Below are 14,995 nucleotides of genomic sequence, written 5' to 3' on the forward strand. Positions count from 1 at the left end.
AAAGTGGATGAAGAAAAGGGCCTAGCAGCAAATGGTACATTGACAGCTGACGGCGGTGACGTTTACTACATCTACAAGGCAGTAGAGCCAGATCCAGAACCTGCTGGCAAAATTATCGTTCATTACCAAACGGAAGACGGTAAATCACTAGGCAGTGCCATAGCGGATTATCCGGATGGTCAACATGTCGGTAAAAAGTACACGACCGAGAAACGCGATTTTGATGGGTACGAATTCGTGAAAGTAGATGAGGAAAAAGGTTTAGCGGCTACTGGTACATTGACGGCCGACGACGGAGATGTTTACTACATCTACAAGGCCACCGAAACGCCTGATCCCGATCCCGAACCTGCTGGCAAAGTGATGGTTCGTTATGTCACCGATGATGCTGAACCTAAGGAGTTAAAGGACTCCGAAGAGGCCAACTACTTAGACGAGCAGGTTGTTGGTGGGCGTTATCAAACGACTAAGTATACGTTTGAGGGATACAGTTTCAAAGAAATATCCAGCGATGGCCTGCCAGAGAGTGGTTATCTGACCGCCGAGGGTGGCACAGTAACGTATGTTTATTCGAAAGAAGATGACCCAGCAAAGTGTGGACGTGTTCACGTGACTCATCAGACGGTTGACGGCGAGAAACTGGATAGTCACGAAGCAGATTATCCAAATGGTCAGGCAGTTGGTGAACGGTATGAAGCTAGTCCACGTGATTTTCGGCCACTGACCTATCTATTTACGACGGAGGACAGTGACCCTGCGACGGGTACGTTAGAAGAAGCGGACAAACAGGTAACGTTCGTTTATGGCGACGCTGATGATGCTTTGCCAAATGTGAAGGTTGAATACAAAACGGAAGATGGCGACTTGCTGGGTAGTGCGGTTGCAACATATCCAGAGGGTCAACAAGTGGGTAAACCGTATCAAACAAACCAACGTGAATTTAACGGATATAGCTTTGTTAGGATAGATGCCGCTGGTCTGGCCGCTAATGGAGACATCCCAGAAGGCGGTGGCACGGTAACTTATATTTATCGAGCTAATCCAACAGACCCAACGCCTGGTGAACCAGATCCAGACCCAGATCCAACAGATCCGGAGCCATCACCCGTACCAGATCCTAAGCCAGATCCAGATCCGGAACCGACGCCGGAGCCATCCGATCCGACTGAGCCATCAAATCCAGGTGGTGAATCCAGTTCTGGTAGTTCGGAATCAGGCAACAGTAGTTCTAACACGGACAGTTCTGATGCTGAATCAAACGGTAACGACGTCAACAACGGTTCTAACACTGGCGGTGGAAACGGCAATGCCAGTAATTCAGATAGTTCGAGTGTGGCTGGCAATGGAACAGGGACAACAACTTCAAATGCTGACACTGGAAATGAAAATTCAAATAATCAACAACAAGCAATGACTGGTAACGCAAATACTGATAACCAGTTAACTAGTGGTCAATCACAAGGCTATCCAATAACCGATGTGCTGGGTGAAGTTCAACAATCGGGGATGACGAGTGGTGAATCTAGTACTGAACAGTCAACGTCTTCTGTTGAAGAAGCGACTGCCACGCATGATTCAGGTCAAGCACTAGCAGGTAATCAGCCGGCAATGGCGCAGACTGATCCCGGCGAACCAGCGGTTAAGTCACCAGTTAAAAAGGATTCAGGTGGTTTACCGTTCGTGGGTCAACGCACGGAAGCACTAGTTACTATTGGGGTCCTCGCGCTGTTAGTAACATTTACAGGATTCTACATGTTTAAAAAACGGTCTAAAAAGTAATTTTCCATCTTAATTGAAAGCACTGACTGTAATTGGTGTACCAAGTGACAATTACAGTCAGTGCTTTTTGATGGGTTGCGTCCGAAAACGAGTTAGCGTAGAGTAAATTGCATCTCTTTTACAAAAAATGAACGGATAGGAAAGGAAACATCATGGCACAGACACCGCCCAAACAACTTGCTCGTAAGCTAACACACCGTCACATTCAAATGATTGCGCTGGGCGGCACGATTGGTACTGGCCTATTCTTGGGTTCTGGTAGTGCGATTCATCAGGCTGGACCGGCCATCATTTTAGCCTATGCCATCGGTGGTTTCTTTTGTTATTTAATGATGCGAGCTCTGGGTGAGTTGTTGCTGTCTGATTTGAAGAAAACCTCTTTTTTGGACTTTATTCAAACATACCTTGGCAAACGCGCAGGTTTTGTCATTGGCTGGATTTACTGGTTGTGCTGGTTGAGCCTGGCCATGGCTGATTTAACGGCAACTGGTATTTACTTAAAATACTGGTGGCCGGGCTTGCCCCAATGGCTACCACCACTGATAATTATTGGCCTCCTCGTTTTGGTCAATTTGATGTCTGTTGGCGCGTTTGGTGAGTTGGAATACTGGTTTGCGATGATCAAGGTGGTCACCATTGTGGCGTTAATTGCCGTTGGGGTCATTTTGCTAATAACGCAAGTAAACGTTAATGGGCACACGGCTGATTTAGCGCGATTGTGGCAGCACGGTGGTTTCTTCGCCACCGGTTGGTCGGGCTTCTTGACCTCATTTACGCTGGTTATCTTCGCCTTTACCGGTATTGAGATGTTGGGACTGACTGCCGGTGAAACGGCCAACCCGCAAAAGGAGTTGCCTCGAGCAATCAACAGTTTGCCAATTCGGATGATTTTGTTTTACGTTGGCGCATTGTTTGCGATGATGATTATCTATCCATGGCAACAGTTGCCAGTTCACAGCAGCCCATTTGTACAAGTATTTAATGGTCTAGGAATTAAAGCGGCTGCTGGTGTAATCAACTTTGTGGTATTGACTGCGGCTTTGTCAGCGGCCAATAGTGCCTTATTTAGTACAAGTCGGACGTTATTTGTCTTAGCTAACATGGGTGGCGCACCGAAGCGGCTCAAAAAGGTTAACCGGTTTAACGTGCCTAAGCCGGCAATGCTTGTTTCAGCCTTTATTCTGTTACTAACTGTGCTTTTAAATTACCTACTGCCAGGTACCGTCTTTACGCTAGTGGCCAGTATGTCGACGATTAACTTTATTGTTGTATGGATGGCACTTATCGTGTGCCACTTGCGTTATCGCCGACAAACGAAGCATCCCAGTCAACTATTCGCAATGCCGTTCTTTCCTATTAGTGATTGGATAACGTTGGTCTTTTTTGGTCTCGTCATCGTTGGACTGTTTTTCGATCCTCAGCGTTGGTGGATGGTGTTTGGCGCCGGTGCTATCATACTGGCGTTGATGTTAATCGGCCGGATTGTCGTGAAAGAACCCTGATTATCATTGAGTTTTAGTTTATAAATTAATGTGAGATAAGATTGTGACTCAGTTTGATACCGTTGTAGTGGTGGAAACCGCCAAACGGCAATCAGTGAGCTGCAATCTTTTTTTATGGCTTTCATAGGCGTTAACTTTGCGCGTCTTCATTTGCGTTTGTTAAAATTATTGCAACGAGTCGTGCATGACAGCGGTTATGTAGCGATCGATTCCACCGAAGTTAGAATGAGAAAGGACTGAGGCGATGAACCAGATTGCACACACTAAAGAAGAACGGCGTGACTTTATCCATCAGGGATTAAGCGCCAAAGAAGTTAAGGACCGTCAAGCACTTGACGGTAAGAATGAATTACAGGAACAAAAGCCACCGAGTATTTGGCGGAAGCTACTTCAACAGTTAACGGAAATTACAGCCATTATTTTGCTGGTTGCCGTTGGGATCTCCACCTATATGGCAATTGCGCTCGATGGCGGTTGGACTAAGCCGATCGTTATCGGGGCGATCGTCATCTTAAACGTTGCGATTGGGTTATATCAGGAGCAAAGCGCAGAAAAGGCGTTGGCAGCACTGAAGCAAATGAGTGTGCCAACGGCCAAAGTACGACGTGATGGTACCGTACAGGAGATTGCAGCAGCTGATATTGTCGTTGGCGACGTTGTGCTTCTTAACGCCGGTGACCGGGTGCCAGCTGATGGACTGCTAGAAAGCGTGACAGCACTAGCTGTGGATGAAGCCATTTTAACGGGTGAAAGCGAAGCGGTTGAAAAGTCACTGACCGGCAACGGTAAGGATGTCGAATCAATCGGTGATCAAGTTAACCGGGTATTTGCTGGTACGTCGGTTACTCGCGGATCAGGGACGATGATTGTCACGGCCATTGGGATGGCGACGGAGCTCGGTGAAATTGCTGGTTTATTGAATAAGACCAAGCCAAAGCAGACGTTGTTGCAAAAACGGTTGTCACGGTTGGCCTTAACCCTAACTGGTGTTGCCATTGCTGGTGGGGTACTGATCTTTATGCTCAGCATGACACAGCAGTTGGGCAGCGTTGCTGACAATTTGATGATGGGTGTCTCACTAGCTGTAGCGGCAGTTCCGGAAACGTTGCCAGTGATTGTGACCATCAGTTTGGCTGTCGGTGTCCAGAAAATGGCCAAACGGAATGCGATTATTCGTCAAATCAGTGCCGTTGAAACAATCGGTAGCATTGATGTGATCGCTTCGGATAAGACGGGGACCTTAACACAGAACCAGATGACGATTACGCGGCTGTGGGTGCCTGGTGAGCAACCGGCTGACATTAGTCGCAATGGTGAACTCGATGTATCTGCAACACGACTATTACGCTATTTTGGTCTGGCTACGAATGCTACCATTGTCGCCACGGATGATGGCGAACAGACCACTGGTGATGCGACCGAACTGGCTATCGTTCGGTTAATGCAGCAGCACGGTTTATCGAGAAACGAATTCGAACAAGAAGCACCACGTGTGGCAGAACGGCCATTTTCATCGGATGTGAAGTCCATGGCGACCCTTCATGAAACGGGAGAAGGTAAATTTTTGCTGATTGTCAAAGGTGCTGTGGATCGTTTACCGGTTAAACTTTCCCAGACAGAGCGTCAACGTTTGGACAATGTACATGACGCGTTTGCACATGATGCACTGCGTGTGTTGGCCGTCGGGTACCGTGTCTTTGACAGTGACCCAGGGCGTGACTGGACGAAGCTAGAAAGAGACCTAACCTTTGCAGGAATTATTGGTCTGATTGACCCACCACGACCTGAAGCTGCACCGGCTGTTCAACAAGCACGTGAGGCTGGCATCAAGCCAGTGATGATCACGGGTGACCACAAGGAGACTGCCAGGGCGATTGCTGAGCAAATTGGGATTTACCGCGAAGGTGACCTAGCCGTTTCTGGCCGCGAGTTGAACGCTTGGAGTGATGAAGAACTGGCCGACAAGGTCGAACGGGTCAGCGTGTTTGCCCGAGTGTCACCTGAGGACAAAATTCGAATTGTGAATGCTTGGCAGAGTCATGGCAAAATTGTGGCAATGACCGGTGATGGTGTCAACGATGCGCCCGCATTAAAAGCCGCCGATGTTGGTGTGGCAATGGGCATCACAGGAACCGAAGTGGCGAAGGGGGCGGCTGATGTCATCCTGACTGATGATAACTTTGCTACGATTATTGATGCTGTTGATTCTGGGCGGACGATTTACCAAAACATCCTTAAGGCCGTCGAATTTTTAGTCGGCGTTAACTTCGCCCAAATCTTCTTAATGATTGGTAGCGTGTTAATGGGTTGGGGTGCGCCGCTGATTGCAGAACAATTGCTGTTAATTAACGTGCTGGCCGATGGGATTCCTGGTTTCTACCTAGCCCGCGAACCAGGTGAAAGATCAGCAATGAAACGACCACCAATTCCAAATGAGCAGAGTATTTTTGCAAACGGACTTGGCAAACGAATGGCGTGGCGGGCCGGTATCTACACGGTACTTACGCTAGGCATCTACGCATTGGGCCGCTTTGGCTTAACGGATAACAAAGCTGTCGTTGGCTCCACAATGTTGTTTCTTGTCTTGGCACTAGGGTCAATGATTGATATTTACCCAATCAAACGACGTGAACCAATGACGTGGGCGTCAATTAGAGCAAACCACTCACTCAACCTCGCATTAGGCGTTGCGGCAGCAATCATCATTCTGATTGCTCTCGTACCTGCTTTGCAAGGTGCCTTTGGACTAACCAGTTTAACGCCATTGCAATGGCTGATTAGTCTTGTTGCTACGCTTATCCCAACCACTATTCTAGAAGGATTGAAGCGATTGGATTGGCGTAAACGTTCAGAATCAGTGGTAACAGAATAGGTATAAAAACTCACTAGTTTTATGATTAGTGAGTTTTTTTGTTGACTTTATGTCGATAACGACATAATATAGTTTGTGTCGTTATCGACAATAATAAAAAAGAGGCAATTAATTATGACAAAAAAGTTTGTAACACTAGATGATTTCTTGGGCACCCACTTTATTTACACGTACGACAATGGCTGGGAGTACGAATGGTACGCTAAAAACGATCACACCGTTGATTATCGAATTCATGGTGGGATGGTCGCAGGTCGTTGGGTAAAGGATCAGCAGGCTGACATCGTGATGTTAGTGCCAGGCGTTTACAAAGTCACCTGGACGGAGCCAACCGGGACTGATGTGGCGTTGGACTTTATGCCAAATGATAATAAAATGCACGGGACGATTTTCTTCCCTAAGTGGGTTGAGGAACATCCAGAAATCACGGTGACCTTCCAAAATGAGCACATTGATTTGATGGAAGAATCTCGTGAAAAGTATGAAACGTATCCTAAGTTAGTGGTGCCTGAATTTGCGTCCATCACATATGTAGGTGAAGCAGGTCAAAATAACGAATCTGTCATCAATGAAGCACCATACGATGGGATGACTGATGATATTCGCGCAGGCCGCTACTTTGACGACAACTACCAGCGCATTCGCAAGTAGTTTATAATGGCTTCAAGTAAACGATAGATTGTGAGTGTGTGTTATGCCGAAACCAAGAATTTTGCCAAACGTTATTTTGGGTTTATTAGATAATCATCCCAACATGTCCGGTCGTGACATCGAAAATGAATTCCAAACAGAAATTGGCGAATTTTGGCAGGCCTCGCATAGTCAAATTTACCCAGAATTAAAACGGATGTTGACGGATGGTTGGATCGAAATTGCCACTGAGCGCGTGGATGAGGATGCTAAGGTTATTCGCTATGACATCACAATAGCTGGTCACGACCACCTATTGGCTTGGTTGCACGAACCAATTACAGCTGAAAATGATGCGTTGAGCTCATTGAAGCTCTACTTTATTCATGATCGTCACAGTCCAACATTGGCGAAAATATTGCGGACGCAGGTAGAATTGCACACGAAAAAGTTGAGCCATTTGCGACAACGACAGCAACAACTTTTTTCCAAGGATGCTCAGATTGATCGACAATATGGTCATTTTTTGATTTTGACCCGCGCCATTGAACGAGAAGAAAACAATGTCGATTGGCTACAACGAACACTAGCTGGGTCGAAGTAACTAATTTGGGCCTGAATCAAGGCTGATTGTTAGAAACTGGATAGCATGTAGATAACGAAACAGCCTTTATGGGGAATGTTGGTCCTCATAAAGGCTGTTTGTTTTGTTTGAAAGCGTCTATGACAAGTACTTGGTTTTATAGCTGGCTAGTAACGCGGTCACTCAGAATACCTCTATTTCTGCTTACGAGCCTGCCGTTGAGCTTGTTTTTGAGCCTGCTTGCGTGCTTGCTGTGTTTGACGCTGCAAACGTGGATCCTTTTGACGCTGTTCTTTAAACCAAGATTCCCATTGCTGTTTTTGAATCTGGGTCAAACGGCCGCCTTGGCGTAGTTGTTCTTGTAGCTGGGGATCGTCACTTTGATCCAACCATTGCTGCCAATAGTTACGACGATGGGGGTTGGGACGAGGTGTTCTTGGTGCGCGAGTTGTCTGTTTAATATCGGTTGCTTTAGCTTGCGATGTCACCAGTGCTGATGCTTGCGAAGTCTGGGTCGAAGCAGGCTGACTGGTCGAACTATCTGCAGCCACATCAACTGGCAATGTTTGCGAGTTCACGTTTTGAGTATCGTCTTCAAGAACCGCTCCCTCTGCGTTTGCTTTCAACATAGCTGTGATTTTTTCTTGCTGTTCTCGGAAAGCTTTACGGTCAGCCGTGGAGAAATCAAGAAAGTCTTTTCGTTGATCCGGTGTTAATTGCTCAACGTCGTACATTTCCTGACGATCACTGCTACTGCTCAGAAAGTTCCAGATTGGGTAGGCGAGAAAGAAAATGATGGCCCACGTGGGTTTAAAGTAAGCGAGAATGATGGCTGCAATACTAATTGCCATTTGAATTCGGTTATTAAAGCCGAATATTTTGATGTAGACCTGCGCCATATCTGACTTGTTGGTGTATTCAAAATGAATGATCGACTGGGTGAGAAAACGGAAGAGGACATTGACAACTGCGGATAAGACTCCGTAAGCCATCACGGTTACTCTGGTCGTATTAGTGGCCATCATGCTGGTGAACAATGGCATCAATGACAATGCCGCCAGAAACACGAAGTCCATAATTAGAATGCGATAGGTCATCGAATCAATTTCGTCAAACGCCGTGGCGTGCGAGTACCACATGTTAGCGACGTAGAAGAAACTAATAAAATAGATGCCAATTTCCTTTGCTAATGATAAATAGGCAGATGGCGAATCTGTCACGACGCCGTGCAAATCAAGTACCATGATGGTGATAATAATGGCGATGATGGCATCACTGAATGCATCAAGCCGCACTTTAAGCTTATCCATAACTGCTCCTCGATAAGAATAGTTTAGTTTGATTGTACACGTTTATGCTGTTCACAAATCGATAAACACAAATGTTTGCCATTTGAGATGAAGAAATTTATGGTAATCGGTGTAAGTAACTAACATTTTGTAAGGAAGCGACTTAGATGGCAGTATTTAGTGCATATTCACAAGATGAAATCTTAGATGCTTTAAAGCAAGCAACACCACACGCTGACGTGTACACGGACGCAGATAGTCTGGCTAAACACAAGAATGACCCTAACGGCATCGGTGATGCGGATGGCGACTTATTAGCCTACGTTGAGGTGGGCGATACGGAAGACGTGAAGGGCGTTTTGAGCGTAGCCCGCCGGTTTCATATTCCGGTTATTCCACAAACAACGGCGACGAGCACGGTTTCTGGTTCTGATGCAGAAGCTGGCGCCATCATGTTGTCAACGATTCGCATGAATAAGATTTTGGACATCAGCCGTGAGGATTCAGTGGCAGTTGTCCAACCGGGTGTAATCAATCAAACGTTGAACGATGAAGCCAATAAAGTTGGCATGTTTTATGCACCCGACCCTGGTTCGCGGCCGATTTCTGCAATTGGTGGTAATGCTTCAACCAACGCTGGTGGGATGAGCACTGTTAAATATGGTGCCACCCGTGATTCTGTTTTGGGTTTGAAGGTTGTCTTAGCTGACGGCCGTGAACTCAAGTTAGGCGGTCGGACGTTTAAACAGGCGTTTGGCTATGACCTGACGCACCTATTCGTTGGTTCGGAAGGTACGCTGGGCATCATTACTGAAATCACAGTGAAGTTATTCCCAATTCCGCTTGGACACGCGGTGATGGGGTTGGCTTTCTTCGATAACATGACCAAACTGTCAGAGGCAGTGACGGAAGTGCGGGCATCTGGTGTTTATCCAGCAATGTTGGAGGCTTTGGATGCTAACACGGTTGCGGCTTTGGATAAGTATGAGGGCACGCGTTACGCTGACAATAGTGGTGCGATGCTGATTCTTCGTTTGGACGTTGGTGGCGACGAAGCGTTAAAGGTTACTGAAAAAGTGTTGAACGATCATGGCGCACAACACATTCATGTGACTTCCGACGACGCCGAGATGAAGGCCATCGAAAAGTTGCGGCAAGACATGTTACCAGCGGTCTTTGCCGGACACAATCACGTTATGGAAGATATGGCCGTGCCGATGTCTAAACTAGCACCAATGATGGATTACGTCAGCGAAGTAGCCGATCAACTTCACGTACAAATCTTTACCGCTGGCCATGCTGGTGATGGTAACGTTCACCCAAGTATCGTTTGGCCTAAGGAACAAACGGAGGTGCCGGACAATGTTATCAAGGCACTGCAACTGATGTTCCGCAAAGCCTTGGCACTCGGTGGGACGATTTCTGGTGAGCATGCGGTTGGTATGTTGAAGAACCAGTGGGTCAACGAAGAACTCGGCGATGATGTTGACATGGTTCAACACCAAATCAAGTCGTTGCTTGATCCGATGGGCATCCTGAATCCAAAACGGAAAATCAATTAAGCACACAGTTGCTACATCTTTGATGCGACTATAGAAAACGACCTACACAAGGTTTAGATCATTAACCCTGTGCAGGTCGTTTTTGGATTTGAATCTAGATTTCGCTGTCGCCTACGGTTGTCAGCAGTGACACACTCGCCGTGGGACCGGTTCAAGCCCGAAGTTCACGGTCTTTCACCTCGCCGTGAAGCCTCCCAAAACGAGTCTTCACGACCGTCCGTAACCTAAATTCGGAAAACCACCGAATTAACGTTACCTTCACGGCTCGGTATCACTGTTGACGCCCTCCAGCTTGGATAGTTGCAAGTCTCCTGTCCTGTCTCAGTTTGCATTGAACTATGTTTTTTAATTATATGGGTGGAACAGACTAGCTGTTTTATCATGTGCAATGTGAGCGGAACTGACGTGAAACAGAGTTCCGTGTCGGTAACACTTGGCGGCGAGAATTTGGCCGCGTAGTGTTACGGGACGACTTCTGAGACGGGCTGTGGCTCAGAATCGAGGTGGAAAACCGTGGCTTGTGCGGTTTGAGACCGATCCCAGGGAACGGCGTTTCAGGTCAGTGGAGCGGTGTAATGCATTAATGACACATGTTAGCTTTGTGTCCAACTACCATCGGCATAGTTGATGGTGGCGCCATTCTGAGCATTGAATACGTAGACGTTAATGTTGAGGGCTTGGCCGTTATCCGTTGTGCTGACTGCCTGAACATGAGTGCCGCGGGGAACGAGTTCGTTGCCTTGATATAGCGGCGTGACAACGTAGTAGACGGGGATGTTTGGCCGTTCTCTGACAAAGTCACGAATTGCGGTTTCAGCGTAAGCCATCCCACCGGCAGTGCTTTGGCTACGTCCGTTTGTACCAACGTTTTGGGCACGAGTGCCAGTCGTTAAGTTGTTGCGCTGCATGATGGCATTGCTACTGGTGTCGGGTCCGCCAAGATTACCAACTAACGACCACGCCAACGTGTGGGAACGGTTGTAGAAATAACCGCGATAACCGTTTAACTGAGCAATGCGATTGTTGCCTTCGTATCCCGTTGGATCAGCGCTTTCAGCAAAGGAAGGTCGCTTCATGGCGGCTGTGGCGCTGACACTGTTGTAAGTGACTAATGCCTGACCTGCTTGACTGCGCCCCAACGTGTCTGGCGAGTCAATCGTGTACCAGGCTTGTTCATGGTTGTGCTCTAAGGCATCATGAATTTGTAAATTGGTTAAGGTTGATTTGCCCAAACTGACGTAGTTTTCTGGATACTTATTCGCATCGAATTGTAGTGCCAGTAACTGGCTGTCCGTCGCGTCACGGGGCACATCGGCGGTAGTCGGCGTCGTTTGTGTACTGCCTGAATTACTGCTGAACCAGTTTTCAGCTTGTTTGGTCCAGTGACGGTAATGACGGCGCATTGTGGTGACTTGGCGGGGGCCATGGGTAAAGGCCTTGACCTCGGTGTTATTAGTCGAAAAGAAGTAACCGAACACTAACACTGCAATGGTTGCGAAGGCGGTAACGAGCTTACGCTGCTTTAGTTTGAAATGTTTCTTTTTCATGATTCAATCCTTATTTTATTTGTTCTTGTCTGCCACCTAATAGTTTACTCGCATGGCAAACGAAAAGCAGTACTGTCAACAAAATTGACGGTACTGCCTCTTTTGTAAATTAAGTGTTGTTAGTTCATGCGTGGTTGTTTCCGTTTGTGCCACTGCATCCGAATAATCTTGTCGGCTTCAGTAACAACTAACGTGACAAACCCGGCGACGATCGCCAATCCCCATTGACTCCAACTCATTGGACCAGTCTTGAAGATATCCTGCATAAACGGAATGTACGCTTGCGCGAGTTGCAGCAACATCAGTGCGGCAATGACGACAAACGCCATTTTGTTCGTCCAGAAGTTCTTTGAGAAGGCCAGATGTGGACTGCGAATGTTGAACAGGTAGAACACCTTGCCTAACACAATGACGTTAACGGTAATCGTGCTGGCAATGACTTGGCTGACGCCGTTATTGGTGAGCCAGTCAAACGCCCACAGTCCCATCGCCGCTATTAAGACGGATACATAGGCCATTTGGAACACGTCATGTTTGTTCATCAGGGTTGAACCAGTTTTCCGCGGTCGCCGCTGCATAATGCCTTGTTCTGCGGGTTCAAAAATGAACGCAAACTGAATTGTGACGGCTGAAACCATGTTGATCCAAAGCAATTGCGTTGGCACTAAAGGTAGTTTTTGTTGCATCAAAATACTGAACGCGACAATTAAACCTTCGGCGAAACTCGTTGGCAACAGGAAGGCGATGGTCTTCTTAATGTTGTCGTAAAGTCGCCGGCCTTCACGAATGGCCTTTGTCATCGTCGTAAAGTTATCGTCGACTAAAATCATATCTGCCGCATCCTTGGCTACATCGGTTCCCTTGATCCCCATCGCGACACCGATATCAGCGCGTTTCAAAGCGGGCGCATCGTTGACACCATCACCGGTCATCGCCGTAATCTTCCCGTTTTCCTGGTAGGCCTTGATAATGGCCAGTTTGTTGCTTGGAGTTGTGCGGGCAAACACATCGTACCGATTGATGTTGGCACGGAGTTCGTCAGGTGACATGTCGTCTAACTCCGCGCCTGTGATGGTTTGGATGTTGTCTGCCAAACCTAGTTGACGACCAATGGCAGTTGCCGTGTCGGGATGGTCACCGGTGATCATTTTAACTTTGACCCCGGCTGTCCGCATTTCTTTTAACGCATCAATAACTTCTTCACGTGGCGGGTCAATAATCCCGACGATTCCGAGAAAGTCGACACCATCGCGCAAGGTTTCGTGTGTAACTTCGCTAATATCTTTGCCCACGAGTTTACGGCCAACCGCCACAACACGTTTGCCTTGAGTAGTTAAGTCGTGAATGACGTCGTTCCAGTGATCGACATTAAACGTTGGGTCCGCAGCCTGCGCCATTTCATAAAGCTTGTCAGGCGCGCCCTTTACGAACACTTCATGTTGACCGTCTTCACGGACGCTGAGGCGGGCGATGTAACGATAGTCAGAGTCAAACGGAATGCGATCCAGTTCCTCAAACGCAGGTTCGTCCATGCCGCAGCCCTTGTGGTACAGCGTCAGAAAGGCACCGTCTGTCGGCTCACCGTTTAGAATCCACTGACCATCTTCTTCTTGTAACATGGTGTCGTTGGCTTCGAAACCGCTAATTAACAGTTCTTTCAAGACTGGGTCATCCTGAACGTTAACTGGTTGACCATTTGCCACAATTTGACCTTTAGGTTGATAGCCAGTTCCCGTAACTTGATACTGATGATCCTTAGTAATGATATCCTGAGCTGTCATTTCGTTCTTCGTTAACGTCCCAGTTTTATCCGTGGCGATAATGTCGACAGCACCTAGCGTTTCCACGGATGGCAATGTTTTAACGATTGCCTTATTGCGCGCCATCGTGTTCACGCCCATCGCGAGGATGACGGAAGTTGAAGCCGGCAACCCTTCAGGCAGGGAACCCACAATCATGGTGATGATTGCTAGCGCAAGGGTTGGCAATGCGTATAAGTGACGCGCCCAACCAAAGATAAACAGTGCAATGGCAACGGCGATGATGAAGTAGGAAATCCAGGTTCCCAAACGATCGAGTTCCTTCATCAATGGCGTTTTGGTTTGTTTAACATCCGTTACATCATCGGCAATTTGACCAAGTTCAGTGTCGTGTCCAGTTGCCGTGACGATACCAGTAGCACTCCCATTGGTCACGGCAGTACTGGCGTAGGCCATGTTTTCACGCTCAGCTAGCGGCGTTTTACTGTCTTTCAGTGGGTCAAAGTTCTTGAGCACAGAATCTGGTTCACCGGTCAAAGCCGATTCTTGAATCCGTAGATTATCAGAGTCGAGAATTCGCATGTCGGCAGGGACATTGTCACCCGCTTCCAGATAGACAATATCCCCAGTTACTAACTCGGTGGCCGGCACATCTGTCCGTGCACTGTCCCGAATAACAGTGGCTTCGGTAGACAACATCGACTTGATCTTATCAAGCGCGTTGCTGGCATTAACTTCCTGAAAGTAGCCAATCAAGGCATTAATGATAACTACCAGACCGATAACGACGGCGTCGGAATAGTGACGAATGAAAAGGGTAAAAGCAGCCGCAAACAGCAGAATGTAGATAATTACGTTGTTAAACTGACGTAGGAATATCAACCATTTTGGTGTGACATGAGCTGTCAGTTCATTTGGCCCATTCTTGGCCAGTCGATCAGCGGCAGTTGCGGCTGTTAGACCTGTTTCGAGATCACTATGGAAGTGATCCAAAACCTCGGTTTCCGTTTGTACATAGACAGGACTAGGTTTGGGGTCAGGTGCATCAGGTGCGGTATTTGGGTTCTGTGACATTAAATGAAGACTCCTTCTGAATTGAGTTAGTTTTAGTGAGAAAAGTATATCATGTCAGCTTACTATCATTAAAGCAATATCGTTTCGAAATATAATGGCTACATAGTAAAACCTTATTGATGATTTAAGGTTCTGTTTGTGGTGACTTGTCGCTTGCGGTTGTCAACAGTGACACACTCGCCGTGGGACCGGTTCAAGCCTCTTGAGGACCAGAGTCTTTCACCCCGCCGTGAAGCCTCTAAACATGAGTCTTCACGACCGTCCGTAACCTAAATTCGGCAGGACCACCGAATTAATGTTACCTTCACGGCTCGGTATCACTGTTGACGCCCTCCAGCTAATCTAGCAGTAAAGTTCACAAAAACATCCTTTCATCCCACGAGTTTAGTGGACGAAA

The 14,995-nt window shown here is 47.4% G+C and carries 8 protein-coding genes and 1 pseudogene; 6 read left to right on the forward strand and 3 right to left on the reverse strand.

What is annotated here, in order from left to right:
• Positions 1-3 precede the first annotated feature (3 nt).
• From G400_RS16655 to G400_RS0108490, 5 genes and pseudogenes are all read left to right on the forward strand, one after another.
• Positions 4-1,023 (forward strand): annotated as a pseudogene (locus tag G400_RS16655) (MucBP domain-containing protein); the annotation flags it as partial.
• A 908-nt stretch (positions 1,024-1,931) separates the two neighbouring features.
• Positions 1,932-3,281, forward strand: coding sequence for an amino acid permease (locus G400_RS0108475; protein ID WP_017260654.1), 1,350 nt, complete (start codon positions 1,932-1,934; stop codon positions 3,279-3,281).
• A gap of 244 nt (positions 3,282-3,525) precedes the next feature.
• Entirely contained in the window at positions 3,526-6,153 is a 2,628-nt protein-coding gene (locus G400_RS0108480) for a cation-translocating P-type ATPase (RefSeq protein ID WP_017260655.1), read from the forward strand.
• A 114-nt stretch (positions 6,154-6,267) separates the two neighbouring features.
• Complete coding sequence (locus G400_RS0108485; protein ID WP_017260656.1) at positions 6,268-6,804, forward strand: phenolic acid decarboxylase; 537 nt, start codon at positions 6,268-6,270, stop codon at positions 6,802-6,804.
• A gap of 43 nt (positions 6,805-6,847) precedes the next feature.
• Positions 6,848-7,387, forward strand: a complete 540-nt coding sequence (locus G400_RS0108490) for a PadR family transcriptional regulator (RefSeq protein WP_017260657.1) — start codon at positions 6,848-6,850, stop codon at positions 7,385-7,387.
• A gap of 173 nt (positions 7,388-7,560) precedes the next feature.
• On the opposite strand, the gene G400_RS15745 is transcribed toward G400_RS0108490, so the two are convergent.
• Complete coding sequence (locus G400_RS15745) at positions 7,561-8,676, reverse strand: TMEM175 family protein (protein WP_017260658.1); 1,116 nt, start codon at positions 8,674-8,676, stop codon at positions 7,561-7,563.
• Between the two features lie 146 nt (positions 8,677-8,822).
• Between G400_RS15745 and G400_RS0108500 the strand changes: the two genes are divergently transcribed.
• Positions 8,823-10,217 (forward strand): FAD-binding oxidoreductase, encoded by a 1,395-nt coding sequence (locus tag G400_RS0108500; RefSeq protein WP_017260659.1) that lies wholly within the window; start codon positions 8,823-8,825, stop codon positions 10,215-10,217.
• 593 nt (positions 10,218-10,810) lie between these two features.
• Here G400_RS0108500 and G400_RS14855 read toward each other — a convergent pair.
• Positions 10,811-11,764, reverse strand: coding sequence for a DNA/RNA non-specific endonuclease (locus G400_RS14855; RefSeq protein WP_017260660.1), 954 nt, complete (start codon positions 11,762-11,764; stop codon positions 10,811-10,813).
• Positions 11,765-11,883: 119 nt separating this feature from the next.
• Positions 11,884-14,598 (reverse strand): HAD-IC family P-type ATPase, encoded by a 2,715-nt coding sequence (locus G400_RS0108510; protein ID WP_017260661.1) that lies wholly within the window; start codon positions 14,596-14,598, stop codon positions 11,884-11,886.
• Positions 14,599-14,995 lie beyond the last annotated feature (397 nt).

Source organism: Furfurilactobacillus rossiae DSM 15814, assembly GCF_000428925.1.
Lineage (GTDB): Bacteria > Bacillota > Bacilli > Lactobacillales > Lactobacillaceae > Furfurilactobacillus > Furfurilactobacillus rossiae.

What these genes read in the sequence shown, in the direction of transcription:
- G400_RS0108475 (WP_017260654.1), top strand. Translation starts at nt 1,932, where the DNA reads ATGGCACAGACACCGCCCAAACAACTTGCTCGTAAGCTAACACACCGT.
- G400_RS0108480 (WP_017260655.1), top strand. Translation starts at nt 3,526, where the DNA reads ATGAACCAGATTGCACACACTAAAGAAGAACGGCGTGACTTTATCCAT.
- G400_RS0108485 (WP_017260656.1), top strand. Translation starts at nt 6,268, where the DNA reads ATGACAAAAAAGTTTGTAACACTAGATGATTTCTTGGGCACCCACTTT.
- G400_RS0108490 (WP_017260657.1), top strand. Translation starts at nt 6,848, where the DNA reads ATGCCGAAACCAAGAATTTTGCCAAACGTTATTTTGGGTTTATTAGAT.
- G400_RS15745 (WP_017260658.1), bottom strand. Translation starts at nt 8,676, where the DNA reads ATGGATAAGCTTAAAGTGCGGCTTGATGCATTCAGTGATGCCATCATC.
- G400_RS0108500 (WP_017260659.1), top strand. Translation starts at nt 8,823, where the DNA reads ATGGCAGTATTTAGTGCATATTCACAAGATGAAATCTTAGATGCTTTA.
- G400_RS14855 (WP_017260660.1), bottom strand. Translation starts at nt 11,764, where the DNA reads ATGAAAAAGAAACATTTCAAACTAAAGCAGCGTAAGCTCGTTACCGCC.
- G400_RS0108510 (WP_017260661.1), bottom strand. Translation starts at nt 14,598, where the DNA reads ATGTCACAGAACCCAAATACCGCACCTGATGCACCTGACCCCAAACCT.